Here is a 15407-nt window from a genome sequence, read left to right as displayed (position 1 = left end):
TAGTAGAGAATTTTATTCTCTTGATTTATCCTTCTACTTCTTTTCAAATATAAACTTCTTTATCTTATGAGTTGTAGAGACTTAGTAATTTTGGGTTGCTCTAGCCAACAGCCCACGCGAACTCGTAATCAAGGAGCCTACCTGTTTCGTTGGAATAACGAAGGTTTGCTATTCGATCCCGGTGAGGGCACTCAGCGACAGTTTATTTTTGCTAATATGACCCCAACAGTAGTTTCGCGAATCTTCATCAGTCATTTTCATGGAGATCACTGTTTGGGCTTGGGCTCTATGCTAATGCGTCTCAACCTCGATAAAGTGACTCACCCCATACATTGTTACTACCCGGCATCAGGAAAAAAATATTTTGATCGATTACGTTATGGTACAATTTATCATGAAACTATTCGAGTAATCGAACATCCAGTCGTCCATGAAGGTATCGTTGAAGATTTCGGTAATTTTCGTATTGAAGCAAAATGGCTAAATCATCAAGTAGATACTTTAGGCTGGAGGATTACTGAACCTGATACGATTAAATTTATCCCTGAAAAAATTAAAGCTCATGGCCTTCAAGGCCCAATTATGCAAGATCTAATACAAAATAAATTCCTAAGTATTCAAGGTAAAATAGTTCATCTTACGGATGTCAGTTACGTACGAAAAGGTGATAGCATAGCGGTCATCGCTGACACTCTTCCATGCCCAGCTGTAGTAGAGCTATCGAGAAATGCACGAATTATGCTTTGCGAAAGTACATACCTTGAAGAACACAAACACCTGGCCTCTAGTCATTATCACATGACTGCCAAACAGGCAGCTGCACAAGCTAAAGAAGCAAAGGCTCAACAACTTATCCTAACACATTTTTCTGCTCGTTATTTAAATACAAGAGATTTTGAAGTAGAAGCATCTGACATATTCCCTAATGTTATGGCTGCTGAAGAATTTCGTAGTTATCCATTTCCAAAAAATCCCACAAAAAATAAATAATATTCATGAAGCAACTGAATTAGAGGTTATCTATGATAACTGCTTTTTATTCATTCTTGGATTATTTACAAAATATAAAGGCTGCTTCTCACCACACTCTAAGAAACTATTGCATCGATCTAAATAGTCTGAAAGAATTTCTAGAAAAAGAAGGGCATCTTCCCCTTTCAGAAACTATCGATTTTAGAAATCGACCTCTAAACATAGCTACTCTGTCTTTTTCGCAATTCACCAAGGAGAATATCCGTTTATATCTCTTAACATTGATCGAAGAACAAAAATCTAAACGAACTATTCGAAGACGTCTATCAGCGATCCGCAGCTTCGCACGTTATTGTGTTAAAAATCGCCTAATACTGGAAGATCCTACTGAAACAATTCAAGGCCCTCGTCTCCCCAAAGAATTACCCTCTCCTATCACTTATGAACAAATTGAAATTCTTATGGCTACTCCTGATCTTACTAAGTATACAGGTCTCAGAGATCGTTGCTTATTAGAATTATTTTATAGTTCGGGTTTAAGAATTAGTGAGATTGTTTCTATAAATCTTTTTGATGTTGATTTTGGAACTAACTTACTACGTATTCGAGGTAAAGGAAAAAAAGAACGTATAGTTCCAATGACCCCTCATGCTGCCACTTGGCTAAGACGATACCTTGACCATCCCGAGCGCACGATCATTGCTCAAGAATCGCAAGCTGTTTTCCTTAACCGTTTTGGTAAACGATTAACTACACGTTCAATCGATAGAAAATTCCAAGAATATCTTAAAATGTCTGGGTTATCAGGAACTATCACCCCACACACAATCCGTCACACAATTGCTACACACTGGTTAGAAAATGGCATGGATTTAAAAACTATCCAAGCACTTTTAGGTCATAGCTCGCTTGAAACAACTACTATTTATACTCATGTATCTGTGCGTCGTAAAAAGCAAACCCACAATGAATCACATCCACATAGTTAGACTCCCCTAAACCTCTTGTACTCTAAGATCCTCTTTGTTATGCTGGTTCGCATGAGTATCGTACTAGACAAAATTGGCAAGACTTTGGGAACTCGTGTGCTTTTTGACGATGTTTCCGTAGTATTTAATCCAGGTAACCGTTACGGATTAACTGGTCCTAATGGTGCTGGCAAATCCACGTTATTAAAGATCATTACAGGAGTTGTTGAGCCATCTCGTGGGTCTATTTCTCTTCCTAAAAAAGTTGGCATCCTCCGTCAAAATATCGATAGTTTTGGCGAAGTTTCTGTTTTAGATTGTGTAATTATGGGAAATTCTCGTTTATGGGATGCTTTCCAGCGTCGTGACGCACTCTATTTGGAAGAGTTTACTGATGCTATTGGTATACAGCTCGGTGAGATTGAAGAAGTTATCGGAGAAGAAAATGGATATCGTGCTGAATCCGAAGCCGAGGAACTTCTATCTGGTATTGGTATACCTGAGGAATTCTTCAACAAGAAGATGGCAGAAATTCCTATTGATCTGCAGTTTCGAGTCCTTTTGTGCCAAGCATTGTTTGGACATCCTGAAGCTCTATTACTGGACGAGCCTACCAACCATTTAGATATTCATTCCATTAACTGGTTAGCTCATTTTTTAAAAGATTACGATGGCACTGTAATAGTAGTGAGCCACGATCGCCATTTTTTGAATACTATTACTACGCATATTGCTGATATCGACTACGATACAATCATTATTTATCCAGGCAACTATGATGACATGGTTGAGATGAAAACAGCTTCTCGAGAACAAGAGAAAGCTGATATTAAATCTAAGGAAAAGAAAATTGCTCAGTTGCGAGAGTTTGTTTCTAAATTCGGTGCTGGTTCTCGAGCAAGTCAAGTTCAATCTCGTTTAAGAGAAATTAAAAAGCTCCAACCTCAAGAGCTAAAAAAATCAAATATCCAACGTCCTTATATACGTTTCCCTTTATCCGATAAAACATCTGGGAAAGTAGTATTCTCTATAGAGGGTATTACTAAGAGTTATTCGGGGAATAATCTTTTTTCTCCGTTTTCTTTAGAAATTTATCAGGGAGATAAGATTGGAGTTATTGGAAATAACGGACTTGGAAAAACTACTTTAATGAAATTACTTGCCGGCGTTGAATTGCCTACGCAGGGTTCTATTAAATTAGGCCATCAAGTTGCTTTCTCTTACTTTCCTCAAAATCACTCAGACGTTTTAAAGGAATGTGGTGAAGAAACTTTGTTTGAGTGGTTGCGTAATCGTAAAACAGGCATTACAGATCAAGAAATCCGTAGTGTTTTAGGGAAAATGCTTTTTGGTGGAGACGACGCCTTTAAACAAATTAAGGCTTTATCTGGAGGGGAAACTGCACGTCTATTAATGGCTGGTATGATGCTCGAAAATCACAATGTTTTAATTTTAGATGAAGCCAACAACCATCTAGACTTAGAATCTGTTTCAGCATTAGCCTGGGCAATAAATGATTACAAGGGGACTTCAATTTTTGTATCTCATGATAGAACACTGATCGATGAGTGTGCGACTAAATTGCTTATCTTCGACAAAGGGAAAATTATCTTCTTTGATGGGACAATGTCTGACTATACAGCAATGAATAAGTTGTAAAGTTAAGTATTCTTTTCCATTATTGAAGGGTCTTATTTTACGAGCCTATTCATGAAACCATTATTAATCCTCGGTTCTTCTTCACCAAGAAGGAGGTCTATTTTGCAATACTTCCGACTTCCTTTTGTTTGTGTTTCTCCGGATTTTGATGAAACGTCGGTTGTTTATTCCGGGGATCCTTTTGCTTATTCTCAAGAGTTATCTGTCGGGAAAGCCAAGAGTATAGCCGAAAGACGAAGTAACTCTTCCGAATTAATCTTAACTGCTGATACTGTTGTTGCTTATAAAGGAGAGATTTTCAATAAACCGGGATCTCGAGAACGAGCGGTTTCCATGCTCAAGGCACTTCAAGGAACCACACATTCAGTCGTTACCTCAATCACTTTATTACGAGGAGACAAACTGTCTACTCGTTCCGAACTTACAAAAGTTTCATTCATTCCCATCCCTGATGAATATCTGGGCAGATATGTAGATGCTTTTTCTACTTTGGATAAATGTGGTGGTTATAGCATTCAAGATGGTGGAAGTGTCATTATTCAGGAGATACAGGGTTGTTCTTATAACGTTCAGGGCTTGCCCATCAAAACACTAAAAAACTTGCTTCTGGAGTTTAACGTTAACTTATGGGACTATCTTCTCTAGCTCTATTTTTGGGGTTACTGTTAGCTCTTTCTACTCCAGCTTTTGGTAAGTTTCCTGACTCTACCAGCCATAAGATACTGTACACTAATCGCAATTCTTTGCAGCAGTCCCTTGTTGCTTATCTTGAAGCTTTTGATCTGTATGGTGAGCACGATTTTGCAATATTACGAAAAATTGCTGAAGAATGTTTACGTCAGGGCTTATGCTCTTCGGACCCTTATATTAGAAGAAGTTCTATTACTGGCGCTGGATTAGTAGGATCTTCTGAGGCTTTAGATATTTTGTCACAAGCCATGGATACAACAGACCCATCTCAACAATTATTGGTTCTTTCTGCGGCATCTGCACATGTCAGTCATACTTCCGATGAACTATTATTTAAAGCTCTCTCGTCTCCTTATCCGATTATCCGATTAGAAGCTGCTTATAGACTAGCTAATCTAAAAAACATTAAAGTTATTGACCATTTACACTCATTTATTGGCAAATTACCTGAAGAAATTCAAAGTCTTTGCGCAGCTATTTTTTTAAAATTAGAAACGACCGAATCTGATACCTACGTTCGTCAGCTACTATCATCACCTCGTAGCACAATTAGGAATTACACTTCCTTACTTATCGGAGAGTACGGTCAAAAACGTTTTTTACCAACCCTGAGGAACCTTTTGACAAGCGCTTCTCCTCTGGATAAGGAGGGTGCAATTTATGCTCTAGGTAAGCTACAAGATGGTCATAGTTATCCTAAAATAAAAAAGCTTCTTCAAAGTACTGATGCAGACATCTCTCTTGCTGCAGCTCAGGCATTAATCCATCTTGGGAAAGAAGAAGAAGCTATTTCTATATTTGAACAACAGATTGCTGAATCTCGTCCTCGAGCGATATATACCTCTCGATTCTTGTCTAAAGAATTAGCTATCCCATTAATTTTGCCAGTTTTTCTAAATACCCAGGAAGATGAAGTAAAATTAAATGCTGGTCTAGCTTTGCTTCACTTGCAATGTGATCATCCTTGTCTGATAAATTACTTTGTTAATTGGCTAACTAAACCCAATTATACACAAACTATCGTTCCTACGTTCTCAAAAGGAAGAGCAACACAATCTTGGAAGCGTATTGGAGTAATTCTTCCAGATTCTCCCGTAGATAGAGCTAAAGCATTGTCCGTTATTCAAAATACTGAGGAGCACGTTCTAACTTATCTTTTGCAACTACGAAAAGAGGTCTCCCTACCCATAGTGAAGAAAATAGTAAAAAGTGAAAAAACAGCTTTAGCTTCTAAGGCGATTGCTTATTTATCACACACTTTTTATCAAGAAGCTATAGACATTTTATCTGAAGCCTCTTCTCTTCCTGGAGAACCTATAATCCGTGCTTATGCAGATTTAGCCCTATATAATCTGACAAAAAATCCAGAGAAAAAACAAGCTCTCCATCGTCATGCTCAAAATCTTATCCACGAAACTTTATTATTTGTAGATATGGAAGAGAAACATCCTCGTCCGAACTCACCTTATTTACGTTACCAGATTGCTCCTGAAACTCGTGCTCAATTAATGTTAGATATTTTAGAATCTTTGGTAGTTTCTAAAACACAAGAGGACATTCGCTTACTCATCCAGCTCATGACACAAACCAAAGCGAAGAATCTACATATCCTAGCTGGATTACTTATGAAAATAATAGAATAGTGGGAGAAAGATTCATGAAACGCTATCTCCCATTTTTGCTTTTCTCCTCTCTACTAGCCTACAGTGCTTCAGTAAATGCCCTCACCCACAAAGAAGCTGCTAAAAAAAAGTCATCCTACCTCAATCACTTCAAAGGCATTTCTGGGACCTTAAATATTGAGGACGGGGTTTTAAGCCTTAATAAAAATCTACGTGTACAAGCCAATAAGGCATATGTTGAAAATACTCCAGATCGTGGAGTAAAGTTTATTGCTCATGGCAATGTTATGGCTAATTATCGCGGGAAAACACTGACTTGCGATTACTTAGAATATTATGAAGACACTGACTCTTGTCTTCTAACAAACGGACGATTTGCATTATATCCTTGGTTTTTAGGGGGATCTATGATGACCCTAACTCCCGAAACTATTGTTGTCCAAAAGGGATATATTTCGACTTCCGAAGGACCCAAGAAGCATATATGTCTTTCTGGAGATTATTTAGAATATTCTTCAGATGGTTTGCTCTCCATTGGGAAAACGCGATTTAGTATCGGAGGCATTCCTCTTCTTGTTTTGCCTCAATTTTCCATTATGCCCATGGAAATCCCTAAGCCACCTATCAATTTTCGTGGGGGTACGGGAGGATTTTTAGGATCTTATTTGGGGATTAGCTATTCTCCTATTTCTAATAGGCAACTATCATCGACTTTTTTCTTAGATAGCTTTTTCAAGCATGGTATTGGTATCGGGTATAACATGCGCTTTGCTCCTAGAAACCGTCCCGATAATTTCTTCAACTTGAAAAGCTATTACGCTCACCGACTAGCTATTGATATGGCGGAAGCTCGAGATCGCTACCGATTTCATGGAGACTTTTCAATAACTAATACCTCAAAGAAGGTCAGCCTTGGCGGAGAGTACCATATTAGTGATAGCTGGGAAACTGTCGCTGATATTTTTCCTAATAACTTCTCTCTAAAGAATACCGGACCCACTCGACTGGCATTATCTTGGAATGATCCTCTATTTCATGGACAATTAGCATCATCGGTAAAAGTCAATCCTTTTCAAAATGTAAACCAAGAATTACCCTATCTATCTCTCAAACAACTCCCTGTCAACATTAAGAATTCTGGCATATTTATTGAGAATCTCTTTGAATGTGGGTACCTAGATTTTGTTTTTAGCAACAACATTTTTGGAAAAAATTTTTCCTCAGTCCGTACGTCAACATCAACTAGATTATTTACATCTTTCCCATTGATTATTGGAACTTTTACCCCAAGCATCTCGGGATCTGCCGCATATTATAGCCATGTGCCTAATACATCTAATAAAAACTTCCAAGCCTTTGGTGAGCTAAAACTTGACTATAGCTTTGCAGCACAAAAATCCTATCTTTTGCATAAGCATATTGTTGAACCATTCGTTACATTTACTACTAAGAGTCGCCCACTAATTTCCAATAATGACCTATTTATATTTTCTATAAATGATGCCAGTCACTCACTAAATTTAGGACAAATAGGAATAAAATCTTATATTGAGAGTAAAGTAACTCCTAATGCACCAAGAGTATCCCTAAAGTTATGGACAACACAAATTTTTAACAATAGCTATGCACGCTCCACGTTTCCCAAGACAGCATGCAAGATACTTTTCCCTTTGAACCGTAAGAATACTTTTTCCTTGGATGCTGAATGGATTTGGAAAAAACACTGCTGGGACCATATGAACTTACTTTGGCAATGGGTCGGGAGCGAATCTATGGCATTAACTTTAGAGTTTCTACACAGAAGCAAATATAGCTTAATCAAATGTGACAAAGATAATTATGTGCTTGATGTTAGTAGACCTCCAGAAGAATTGTTTGCATCCCCGCTCTCAGATAGGCGGAATCTAATCCTGGGGAAGCTATTCATTCGACCCCATCCATGTTGGAACTATTATTTAACCCTCCGTTATGGATGGCATCGAACAAATACTCCAAATTATTTAGAATACCAAATGATCCTAGGAACAAAAGTATTCGAACACTGGCAACTGTATTCTGTATATGAAAAACGAGAAGCAGACAACCGGTTCTTCTTTTATCTCAAATTAGACAAAGCAAAACACGCACACTACCGATAATTCCTGCGCTTCACAGTTCTAGGGGATATCCAGCTAGAATTGCTTATCAGTTCCTAACTATGTGACTGAAGAGTTATAACGACGCTTAATTTTTTCTAAAGCAGCACGAAATTTCTTGAGATCTCTAGGTTCTTCCATTTTGTCAATGTAAAGAATACCATTAAGGTGATCCGTCTCGTGCATGATGATACGAGCAGGGAACCCTTCCCATTCCTCTACAAATGTTTGCCCATCTAAATTCATAGCTGTGACTGTGATCTTATTCGGACGAAAAACATCACCACGTAGACCAGGTATCGATAAACATCCTTCCCTTCCAATTACCAAATCCTCAGAACAATGAGAAATGACAGGATTAATATATACTCTAGGAAAATCACAGAAAATCAGCTCCCCATCTTCTGTTTCCCCAGAAACACACATCACAAACAATCGTAGACTTTTCCCTACTTGTGGAGCAGCCAACCCCACTCCTTTATGAGCTACCATTGTTTCATACATATCCTGAACTAGATTACGAATATCATCAGTAATCTCCGTAATAGAGTCTGCTTCCTTTCGTAAAACTGCATTACCATAATACGCTAAATCTCTAATCATCATTCCCTGCTTAGACTACTTAACCACAATCAGGACATTCTAACAGACCAAAAGGGCAGACTGTCGGCCCATAAGGGTCAATCTCGTGAATATGCTCGAACTCTGTTTGTTTTGCTTCTTCATGACCCCAACTTTCCAGAGAGAATAACACACTAAACAAGAAGAATACACATATTTTCTTTTTCATTTTAACCCCAAACAAAAGTTATAAACTGCATGGTTTCCGAAAAATAAGGGAGATCTAAATTAAGAATAAATGGAAACAGACTACGAAGGCGCTTTAAAAAAGCGTAGATAAAAGAGCTGCTTCTCTATAACGAGTACGCTTAGAATAAGAACAACTCTATTCCGCTACCTTCCCCTCCATTGGATCAGGAGCTGAAAATGTATGATCCTCTGAATGCACCGCCGTTTCTGTCTCTAAAGACCTTTCCCCTAAGTAAGTGGTTGCAAAGGAAAGAAGTAGACAACTAATACAAAAAGCAACAGCAAGCCATGCGGTTATCTTTTTGAGAATATCTGGAGTTGATACACCAAAAACAGAATCCCCAGAATCCACTCCAAAGGAAGAACCTAATCCCATGCTCTTGCTCTCTTGAATCAAGATGAGTCCACAAAGAACAACACAGAGGAAAGTAAAAAGGGTTAAAAATCCAAAAAACAAAATTGTCATTACGTTCTCCTAAACTCAAAAATCTTGATAGAAAGCCTATGTCTCTAACCCAAGAACACACGCCCGCAAATAACTACCGAGCCTTGAACCATAAAACCGCTCTACATCAAGTAAAGCAAGTTTTCATAAAAATAAAAATCTTCAAAGGTTAGAGGATAAACATTTGAGTTTTCTTGAGTCAAGTTATAAAGCAAAATTAACCCAGTCACAAGCTAATTGGGAAAATCGAATTGTACAATAGTATCAACAAACACTTTAGGATCTAAGGATGCACCTCCTACAAGCAAACCATCAACATCAGGACAGTGAGCGAATCCTTCAGCATTCTCTGGCTTTACTGAACCGCCATATAAAATAGAAATTTTCTTAGATTTTTCATGTGAAAAAATATTCGATAGAACATCTCGACAAAAAGCATGGACTTCCTGAACATCGCTGGTAGAAGCAACTCTTCCAGTACCAATCGCCCAAACAGGTTCATATGCTATAATGACTGGTTCTGTTTTGGGAAGCTGAGATAATCCTAAAACCAACTGATTTGCAAGATAATCTTGAGTTGCTTGTCGTTCTCTAACTTCTAACGTTTCACCAATACATAGTACGGGCACCATACCAGAACGAGAAATAGCTACGACTTTTTCAGCAATATCACTGTCTTGTTCATGGAAAATATGCCGACACTCTGAGTGCCCTGCCAATACAAAATTAACATTGAACTCCTGCAACATCCCTGCAGATATCTCACCCGTGAACGCCCCTGAAGATGCTTGATGAACATTCTGAGCTCCCAACCAAATAGGAAGGTCATTCTCATCAATCAAAGATCGACACGAACTCAAAGATGTAAATGCTGGACAAATACCGACTGTAACTATGGGACTGGCTTCTCGAATTAGAGAAGAGAAAACCGAAAAATAATCTACAGCTTCCCTTACTGTTTTGTTCATTTTCCAGTTTCCAAAAACATAGCGCTGTCGATCCATAACCACCCTATTTTATCTTGACTTATCAAGCTCGTATCGCACAAGCTTGATCGAAAAACCACTCTATTTAGATATTATAATAATTTGCGTAGAGTTTTCTAAATAAAAAAATTTAGACATGTTGAGAATTCTTGCTATCAAGTAGCAGTATTTCTTGAACTCATATACAAACTATGACTATTTCTTCTCCTCCTCAAGCAGTTGCCGCACTTACTGAATCCATCAAAAATCTTCTAGAATCCGAGTTTTGCCATATTGTTGTCAAAGGCGAGTTAAGCAACGTTTCTTTACAACCTAGTGGGCATTTGTATTTTGGAATTAAAGATAGCAAATCGTTTCTTAACGGTGCTTTTTTCCATTTTAGAAGCAAATATTTTGATCGTCGTCCTAAAGATGGAGACTCTGTGATCATTCACGGTAAACTTACCGTATATGCTCCTCGTGGACAGTACCAAATCGTTGCTCATGCTATTGTTTACTCCGGAGAGGGCGATTTATTACAAAAATTAGAGGAAACAAAAAAGCGATTGGCAGCGGCTGGCTATTTTGACCCAGAGAAAAAAAAGGTCCTTCCAACCTCGCCTCGTACAATTGGAGTAATTACTAGTCCGACTGGTGCTGTAATCCAAGATATTCTACGCATACTTTCTCGTCGTTGTCGTCAATACAAGGTTATTATCTATCCAGTTACTGTACAGGGAACTACAGCAGCTCAGGAAATATCTCGTGCTATTTCGATGATGAATGAAGAGCAGCTGGCCGATGTTCTGATTATTGCACGTGGTGGTGGGAGTATTGAAGATCTTTGGGCCTTTAACGAAGAATGCATCGTCAAAGCAATAGATGCCAGTACTATCCCCATAATTTCTGCCGTTGGTCATGAGACTGATACAACATTGTGTGATTTTGCTGCGGATGTACGTGCCCCCACTCCCTCAGCTGCTGCAGAAATTGTTTGTACAAGCAGTCAGCAACAACTGCAGACTTTAGAAAGTTTTCTAAAAAATATCCTTTCTCACTCACAACAATTTCTTTCAGCTAGAATCCAACAGATCCAGTACTGGAAACGCTACCTAGATCGCGCAGACTTTTATCGTACGTCTCAGCAATCCCTTGATTATCTTCAATCATCGATAAATAAAGAAATTCTTACAAAGTTACAAGGTTATAAACAACGGTTTAGCTATTACCAACGTTTGCTTCAACATGATATCTACAGTCGTATTCTTGCACGACTACACGACTTATGGAAAATGATTTCCCAAGCATTTGTCAATCGGTTACGCATCGCTAAAAATGCGCGAACTCACATTAGAAAAAATCTCTTGGTCTACAATACACAACACTTACATCAACGTTTACAATCCTGTGAACAACAATTGCTCAATTCTATTATTCAAAGAATACATTTTTATAACTCTTCTTTAAAACAAAAGTACAACCAGCTGATTAACCAAACTGACGCTCTACAAAAGAGACATGGAAAATATAAATTTGATTTGCGCTTACTAAACAAACGCCTATCCCTTAGCATTCAAAATATTACTAACAAACACAAAGATGACATAGCGCATGTTTACAACAAGCTATTGGTTGGCACAAATCATCTACTAGACAAACAACAGCTACGATATGTACAAATATGCGAGCACTTATTCTCATTGAATCCTAAAAATATTTTAAATCGAGGATATGCTATGCTCTTTGACATTAATAACAAACTCGCTATCATCTCTGCAAGAAGCTTACACAAGGGTGGTTGTGTAAAAGTACGGCTACAGGATGGGGAGGCGACTCTTTCTGTAATAGACGTTCATAATTTTGAAAGCTAAAGAGTCCTAGACTATGGAAGAAATACCCTTTGAAAAGGCCATGCAAAGATTGGAAGAGATTGTGGATCTCATGAACCAGCCGACAACGTCTTTGGACGCTTCTCTCGCTCTTTATGAAGAGGCCGACTCGTTAATGCGAATTTGCGATACACGCATTCGTCAAGTGGAGCAAAGAGTTCGAGAGCTCTCGGAAAGACGCCACGAGGATTTTTTCCCTTCCGAAGAAGAACTTTCATTGTAGCATAAATTCGAGCATTTCTTATGTGTAACGACGACCTTGATGCCATTACCAAGGAACTATCTTCTCTTCAAGAGGTATTACATAACTCTGACTCTTTGGATGTAATTTTGGATACTTACGAAAGAATGTTCGTCTTAATATACAAGGGAATGGGTCTCACTAAGCGTGTAGATCAACAATGTCATCTTTTGTCTTTAACATCTGACGGCACTATTGTGAAAGACTCTTTAGGAGATCCGGTCACACAACCATTTGTAATGAATAGTAAATTATGAGTTCTTCTTTTCCCCTATTAGATCAAATTGGCTCTCCACAAGATCTAAAGCAATTATCTCTTGTAGATCTTCCTCTTCTTGCTGGGGAAATGCGAGATAAGATCATATCAGTGTTAGGGAAAACTGGAGGCCACCTTGCCTCAAATCTTGGAGTTATAGAGTTAACAATTGCTTTGCATTACGTTTTCTCATCTCCAAATGATAAATTTATCTTTGACGTAGGGCACCAAGCATACCCACATAAATTACTCACTGGCAGGAATACTTTAGCTTTTGAAAAAATTCGCCATGACGATGGGTTAAGTGGTTTTACTTCTCCTCAAGAAACGGATCATGATTTATTTCATGCTGGTCATGCTGGCAATGCTTTGTCATTAGCTTTGGGAATGGCCCAAGGCAGACCAAACTCGTCTGAAGATCACATCATTCCCATTCTTGGCGACGCTGCTTTTTCTTGTGGCCTAACCCTAGAAGCCTTAAACAATTTGCGTTCTGATCTTTCCAAATTTATCGTTATCTTGAATGACAATAACATGTCGATTTCTGAGAACGTTGGAGTGATGTCCCAGTTAATATCTCGTTGGCTACATCATCCTGAGACAAATAGATTTACGAAAAATATTGAACGTTGGGTCTCACGTATTCCTCATGTGGGCACGGGTATGGCACGCAGAGGACATAAATTAGCTTTAAGTCTCCGTTCATTGTTTTGTCCAGTTCCGCTATTTGAGCAGTTTGGTTTGGCGTACATTGGTCCTGTTGATGGACACAATATCAAAAAGCTAATTCCCCTTTTAGAGCGTGTTCGTGATTTACCTTTCCCTGTTCTCGTTCACATTTGCACTACAAAAGGCAAAGGTTTAGAGATCGCTCAGGAGAATCCTTCCAAGTATCACGGGGTCTCTGCAAATTTCTCTTGTGATAAAGAAGATAAGCTTCTTCCGATTAAAAAATCTCCTCCCACCTATCCTAAAATATTTGGTGAAGTTGTTTGCAACCTAGGTACTATTCATCCGAATTTGCATGTAGTTACTCCAGCTATGTCTTTAGGCTCATGCCTTGAAAACTTTAAACAAAAATTTCCAGAACGTTTTATTGACGTAGGTATTGCCGAAGGACATGCTGTTACATTTTCTGCTGGCATCGCAAAAACTGAATCCTTAGCACTCTGCTCGATATACTCCACATTTTTACATCGTGCTTTAGATAATGTATTCCACGATGTTTGCTTACAAAATCTTCCCGTAATTTTTGCTGTGGATAGAGCTGGGCTAGCATATGGAGACGGCATGAGCCATCATGGTATTTATGACTTAAGTTTCCTTCGCGCCATGCCTAATATGATTTTGTGTCAACCACGTAGTGCTATTGTTTTGGAACAGTTATTGATATCGTCTTTCCACTGGAAGTCTCCAGCGGCGATTCGTTACCCTAATGTTGCTGCTCTTCTACAAGATCCTATTGCACAGAATACTTTGGTAATACGAGAACCAGGAGTTGGAGACATCTTAAGTCAAGGCGAGGACATTTTAATCGTAGCTTTAGGACATATGTGTTCTACTGCATTAACTGTAAAACTGCGTCTTCTTTCCTACGGAATTTCTGCTACTGTAGTTGACCCCGTATTCATAAAGCCTTTGGACAAAAATTTGTTTAGTGTTCTTCTTATGAATCATTCCAAAATCATTGTTATTGAAGAACATTCTATTCGCGGCGGACTATGTTCAGAAATTAATGAGTTTTTAGCAAATTATAGCTTCAAAGTAGACGTTCTTCACTTTGGAGTTCCTGATACTTTCCTATCTCATGGAGATACGGATACAGTACTACGAAAAGCTGGCTTGGACGTTGACCATATCATGCAAAAGATCGTTACACATTTCAACCTTCGATCTAGGAAACCTTATAGCGAACTGTTTGCTTAAACATTCAGGCTATGAAATAATCTAAGATAATCTTCCAAAGACAGCATTTCGGGACGCACTTTCTCGGAGAAACCTAGATTGGTTAAAGCAGAAATAACAATCTCTTTGTCGTATAGGTTCTTTAGAGTATTTGCCAAAAACTTTCTACGCTGGTTAAATGCAGCGCGGGTCAAAGAAAAAAAAGAACTTAAAAGACTATCATCCAAGGGGAATCTGTCTTTGACCTGCATATGTACGACAGCAGAGCATACCTGAGGTTTGGGATAAAAACAGCTCGGGCTGACTTTAAATGCGTACTGGATATTGGCGAAAAAGTTTAGAAATACCGTTAAAGACCCATAATCCTTATTCCCTGGTTGAGAGGTAAGCCTACGAGCAACCTCGTCTTGCATCATGACAGTAATAGTTTTCCACTGTTTAGGTGCCTCAAGAAATAATTTTGTTAATAAAGGTGTGGTAATATGGTAAGGGAGATTAGCGACTACCCGGCCCTGTCCAGACCACCCCTTATCTTTCAGAGATGCTAGACAATACTTACAAGCATCAGTAATTTCTAAATGTATAGGGAGTTCTCGGAGAGTATCCGCAAACATAGAGTCCTTCTCTAGAGCGATAACGTTAGCTCCTTCGTTGACTAGTTGTTGAGTCAAAGCACCAAATCCAGGGCCTATCTCTAGAACCCAATCCCCTTCTTTAACTCCCGATACTTGAATAATTTTTCTTAGTATGTTCCCGTCAATTAAAAAATTCTGAGACAAAGATTTTTTAGGACGACCATGCACCTCAGAAAGAAAACGCAAAAGTTGTTCTGGGGAACTACGCAGCATCA

The 15407-nt window shown here is 38.5% G+C and carries 15 protein-coding genes; 10 read left to right on the top strand and 5 right to left on the bottom strand.

Translation table 11 applies throughout. The annotated features are described in order from the left end of the window. The first annotated feature begins 66 nt into the window (after nt 1-66). The 6 genes from H359_RS01880 to H359_RS01855 are packed head-to-tail and all read left to right on the top strand — an operon-like array spanning nt 67 to nt 8049. On the top strand, nt 67-990 hold the full coding sequence (locus H359_RS01880; RefSeq protein WP_035392161.1) for a ribonuclease Z: 924 nt from the start codon (nt 67-69) through the stop codon (nt 988-990). A 32-nt stretch (nt 991-1022) separates the two neighbouring features. Beyond that, entirely contained in the window at nt 1023-1961 is a 939-nt protein-coding gene (locus H359_RS01875) for a tyrosine recombinase XerC (protein WP_020370347.1), read from the top strand. 51 nt (nt 1962-2012) lie between these two features. Next, nucleotides 2013-3599, top strand: coding sequence for an ABC-F family ATP-binding cassette domain-containing protein (locus H359_RS01870; RefSeq protein WP_020370348.1), 1587 nt, complete (start codon nt 2013-2015; stop codon nt 3597-3599). Nucleotides 3600-3650: 51 nt separating this feature from the next. Next, nucleotides 3651-4244, top strand: coding sequence for a Maf family nucleotide pyrophosphatase (locus H359_RS01865; RefSeq protein ID WP_035392163.1), 594 nt, complete (start codon nt 3651-3653; stop codon nt 4242-4244). Beyond that, entirely contained in the window at nt 4226-5932 is a 1707-nt protein-coding gene (locus H359_RS01860; protein ID WP_020370350.1) for a HEAT repeat domain-containing protein, read from the top strand. Before H359_RS01865 ends, H359_RS01860 begins: the two co-directional genes overlap by 19 nt. Nucleotides 5933-5946: 14 nt before the next feature. Beyond that, nucleotides 5947-8049 (top strand): CT351 family outer membrane beta-barrel protein, encoded by a 2103-nt coding sequence (locus H359_RS01855; RefSeq protein ID WP_020370351.1) that lies wholly within the window; start codon nt 5947-5949, stop codon nt 8047-8049. A 57-nt stretch (nt 8050-8106) separates the two neighbouring features. On the opposite strand, the gene def is transcribed toward H359_RS01855, so the two are convergent. The 4 genes from def to tpiA all read right to left on the bottom strand — a co-directional run bounded on the left by def (nt 8107) and on the right by tpiA (nt 10305). Then, nucleotides 8107-8649 carry a peptide deformylase gene (gene def, locus H359_RS01850; RefSeq protein WP_020370352.1) on the bottom strand — a complete coding sequence of 181 codons (543 nt, stop codon included), beginning with the start codon at nt 8647-8649 and terminating at the stop codon, nt 8107-8109. 19 nt (nt 8650-8668) lie between these two features. Then, nucleotides 8669-8836, bottom strand: coding sequence for a hypothetical protein (locus H359_RS05145; RefSeq protein WP_020370353.1), 168 nt, complete (start codon nt 8834-8836; stop codon nt 8669-8671). 156 nt (nt 8837-8992) lie between these two features. Then, entirely contained in the window at nt 8993-9322 is a 330-nt protein-coding gene (gene secG / locus H359_RS01845) for a preprotein translocase subunit SecG (protein ID WP_020370354.1), read from the bottom strand. A 212-nt stretch (nt 9323-9534) separates the two neighbouring features. Then, nucleotides 9535-10305, bottom strand: coding sequence for a triose-phosphate isomerase (gene tpiA, locus H359_RS01840; RefSeq protein WP_020370355.1), 771 nt, complete (start codon nt 10303-10305; stop codon nt 9535-9537). Between the two features lie 173 nt (nt 10306-10478). Between tpiA and xseA the strand changes: the two genes are divergently transcribed. Genes xseA through H359_RS01820 form a run of 4 tightly spaced genes read left to right on the top strand, consistent with a single transcriptional unit; the run spans nt 10479 to nt 14578 of the window. Then, complete coding sequence (gene xseA / locus H359_RS01835) at nt 10479-12137, top strand: exodeoxyribonuclease VII large subunit (protein ID WP_020370356.1); 1659 nt, start codon at nt 10479-10481, stop codon at nt 12135-12137. A 13-nt stretch (nt 12138-12150) separates the two neighbouring features. Continuing rightward, nucleotides 12151-12378 (top strand): exodeoxyribonuclease VII small subunit, encoded by a 228-nt coding sequence (locus tag H359_RS01830; RefSeq protein ID WP_020370357.1) that lies wholly within the window; start codon nt 12151-12153, stop codon nt 12376-12378. 20 nt (nt 12379-12398) lie between these two features. Next, nucleotides 12399-12653 (top strand): hypothetical protein, encoded by a 255-nt coding sequence (locus H359_RS01825; protein ID WP_020370358.1) that lies wholly within the window; start codon nt 12399-12401, stop codon nt 12651-12653. Continuing rightward, entirely contained in the window at nt 12647-14578 is a 1932-nt protein-coding gene (locus H359_RS01820) for a 1-deoxy-D-xylulose-5-phosphate synthase (RefSeq protein ID WP_407918991.1), read from the top strand. The genes H359_RS01825 and H359_RS01820 overlap by 7 nt, the downstream gene beginning before the upstream one ends. Here H359_RS01820 and rsmA read toward each other — a convergent pair. After that, nucleotides 14575-15405: a 16S rRNA (adenine(1518)-N(6)/adenine(1519)-N(6))-dimethyltransferase RsmA gene (gene rsmA, locus H359_RS01815; protein ID WP_020370360.1), complete on the bottom strand. Its 831-nt coding sequence runs from the start codon at nt 15403-15405 to the stop codon at nt 14575-14577. The genes H359_RS01820 and rsmA overlap by 4 nt on opposite strands. Nucleotides 15406-15407: the final 2 nt, after the last annotated feature.

Source organism: Chlamydia ibidis 10-1398/6 (genome assembly GCF_000454725.1).
GTDB lineage: Bacteria > Chlamydiota > Chlamydiia > Chlamydiales > Chlamydiaceae > Chlamydia > Chlamydia ibidis.
Note: the sequence above shows the minus strand (reverse complement) of the source record. Positions and strands in the feature narration are given on the sequence as shown.

Excerpts from the sequence above, each read along its gene's own strand:
- H359_RS01880 (WP_035392161.1), top strand. The coding sequence starts at position 67 with ATGAGTTGTAGAGACTTAGTAATTTTGGGTTGCTCTAGCCAACAGCCC.
- H359_RS01875 (WP_020370347.1), top strand. The coding sequence starts at position 1,023 with ATGATAACTGCTTTTTATTCATTCTTGGATTATTTACAAAATATAAAG.
- H359_RS01870 (WP_020370348.1), top strand. The coding sequence starts at position 2,013 with ATGAGTATCGTACTAGACAAAATTGGCAAGACTTTGGGAACTCGTGTG.
- H359_RS01865 (WP_035392163.1), top strand. The coding sequence starts at position 3,651 with ATGAAACCATTATTAATCCTCGGTTCTTCTTCACCAAGAAGGAGGTCT.
- H359_RS01860 (WP_020370350.1), top strand. The coding sequence starts at position 4,226 with ATGGGACTATCTTCTCTAGCTCTATTTTTGGGGTTACTGTTAGCTCTT.
- H359_RS01855 (WP_020370351.1), top strand. The coding sequence starts at position 5,947 with ATGAAACGCTATCTCCCATTTTTGCTTTTCTCCTCTCTACTAGCCTAC.
- def (WP_020370352.1), bottom strand. The coding sequence starts at position 8,649 with ATGATTAGAGATTTAGCGTATTATGGTAATGCAGTTTTACGAAAGGAA.
- H359_RS05145 (WP_020370353.1), bottom strand. The coding sequence starts at position 8,836 with ATGAAAAAGAAAATATGTGTATTCTTCTTGTTTAGTGTGTTATTCTCT.
- secG (WP_020370354.1), bottom strand. The coding sequence starts at position 9,322 with ATGACAATTTTGTTTTTTGGATTTTTAACCCTTTTTACTTTCCTCTGT.
- tpiA (WP_020370355.1), bottom strand. The coding sequence starts at position 10,305 with ATGGATCGACAGCGCTATGTTTTTGGAAACTGGAAAATGAACAAAACA.
- xseA (WP_020370356.1), top strand. The coding sequence starts at position 10,479 with ATGACTATTTCTTCTCCTCCTCAAGCAGTTGCCGCACTTACTGAATCC.
- H359_RS01830 (WP_020370357.1), top strand. The coding sequence starts at position 12,151 with ATGGAAGAAATACCCTTTGAAAAGGCCATGCAAAGATTGGAAGAGATT.
- H359_RS01825 (WP_020370358.1), top strand. The coding sequence starts at position 12,399 with ATGTGTAACGACGACCTTGATGCCATTACCAAGGAACTATCTTCTCTT.
- rsmA (WP_020370360.1), bottom strand. The coding sequence starts at position 15,405 with ATGCTGCGTAGTTCCCCAGAACAACTTTTGCGTTTTCTTTCTGAGGTG.